Genomic DNA, 1,607 nt, shown 5'->3' on the forward strand with positions numbered 1-1,607 from the left:
TCCGCATCCCGAGGATTTAACTCCTGCGGCCACGCTCGGCGCCTTGGGCTTCAAGCCCCGCGCGCGGGCCTTCGTGCTCAATGAAGGCATGGCTCCAGCCGGACAATCCCGCGACCAGGCATTCGGGCGCCTTACCTCCTCGAACGTCTATCGCGATGAAACGGCGGACGGCGCGCTCACCCTCTGGATGCCGCGCCTGCACGCGGCCGAGGCGGTCGAGGCCCGCACCGCAAGTTTCATCGCGGCACGGGACGGTCAGACAGAACCGCCGCTCGGGGTGTTCAACCGATCGCGGGTGGGCCACTGGCTCAAGGCGATGGATGAGCAATTCGCCGGCGTGAAATCGTGGATGCCGTGAACGGAGCCGTCGATCAGGGCGGAGCAGAAGCCGCGATCCGCGCCGCGCAGGCGGAGCTGGATCGGGCCGAACAGCTGGCCCGGCTCGACAATGACCCCACCGCGCAAACGCTCCACGCGCTCCGGGTGTTTTTAGACTCGACCGTTGCCATTGCCACAGACCAGCGACGCGCGATGGCTGAGCATCGGCAGAACATTGATCAGGATTTCAGTGCCGTGCGCCAGGCGCGGGATGGCTTGGCGCAAACCATCGACCATGCCTTTCAGGCCGCAAAGGCACAGGCCGAAGCCGCGCATGCGGATCTGTCGCGTCAGTTCGTGGCGTCCTTTGCCCAAGCGGCAGAACAGCGCCTCAAGTCCATGTCGCGGTGGGTATGGTGGCGCACGCTTACCTCGGGCGCGGCGCTGGCGATCGTAATCCTCGCCCTGGGCTTCGGCCTGGGCTACTGGCGCGGCAACGCGGCCGGGTACGGTCAGGCCGCCGGCACGATTCACGCCGCCGTGGCCGTTGAGCAATCCGTCCTCGCCTCACAAGGCCCGGCGGGGTTGGCACAATGGCACGAGCTCATGCGCGACAACGCCATTCTCGACACCATGAAATCCGACTGCACCGGCAAGAACGTGGCGCATCAGGACGGCCGGACGGCTTGCCATCTCTGGCTTTGGACCACGCCGAATGTCGCGCCGGCCGCACATGGGTAGCGGGATGGAGGAGGGCTTTACCCCTCCCCCGGATGCGCCTACGGCATTCACAAATCAGGTCGCCGGGCTGAGGCCGGCGGTAGGTGTAGTTGCTTGATATTATCGGCGGCCACGCCCGAATTCATCGCCGAATTTTGCTCGAATCAGGTGCTCGCAGGCGAGCCTTCGTGCTCAAATTATATGCTTCCATGCTCAGATTAAATGATCGGTGCTCGACATCAGAGACCTGTGCTCATAATTTTTGACACTCACTTTCGGAGCCACAGCGGCAGCCCGGCGGCGAGCATTTTTGCCGGTGAGTTCCTGGGTTCGTGTGGCGTCCCATCAGAGTTGATTACGGCGTGCCCGATATCAGCGACATGTCGGCCAGGGATTTCTCGTTGAGCGTCTCGATGAAGGCGTCTTTTGCGCGGCTGAGCGTAAGGCGCAGCCGACAGGCCGGTAGCAGATTGCATTGTCCGCCATCGGCGCGAAAACATTCGACCATGGCCTGATCGCGTTCGAGATAGCGGACCACGTCTCCGATGCGGATCCGCCCAGGCGGATCC

At 63.7% G+C, this 1,607-nt stretch carries 2 protein-coding genes and 1 pseudogene; 2 read left to right on the forward strand and 1 reads right to left on the reverse strand.

What is annotated here, in order from left to right; genetic code table 11:
• Both APM_RS18650 and APM_RS18655 read left to right on the forward strand, forming a co-directional pair.
• Window positions 1-358 (forward strand): annotated as a pseudogene (locus tag APM_RS18650) (hypothetical protein); the annotation flags it as partial.
• Window positions 346-1,059 (forward strand): hypothetical protein, encoded by a 714-nt coding sequence (locus APM_RS18655; RefSeq protein WP_007424952.1) that lies wholly within the window; start codon window positions 346-348, stop codon window positions 1,057-1,059. The pseudogene APM_RS18650 and the gene APM_RS18655, both read left to right, overlap by 13 nt.
• A gap of 334 nt (window positions 1,060-1,393) precedes the next feature.
• Here the strand turns inward: APM_RS18655 and APM_RS18660 are convergent.
• On the reverse strand, window positions 1,394-1,607 hold a 214-nt coding region (locus APM_RS18660), incomplete at its 5' end, for an Rrf2 family transcriptional regulator (protein WP_007424953.1).

The sequence above is a fragment of the Acidiphilium sp. PM genome (assembly GCF_000219295.1).
GTDB classification, from domain to species: Bacteria; Pseudomonadota; Alphaproteobacteria; order Acetobacterales; family Acetobacteraceae; genus Acidiphilium; species Acidiphilium multivorum.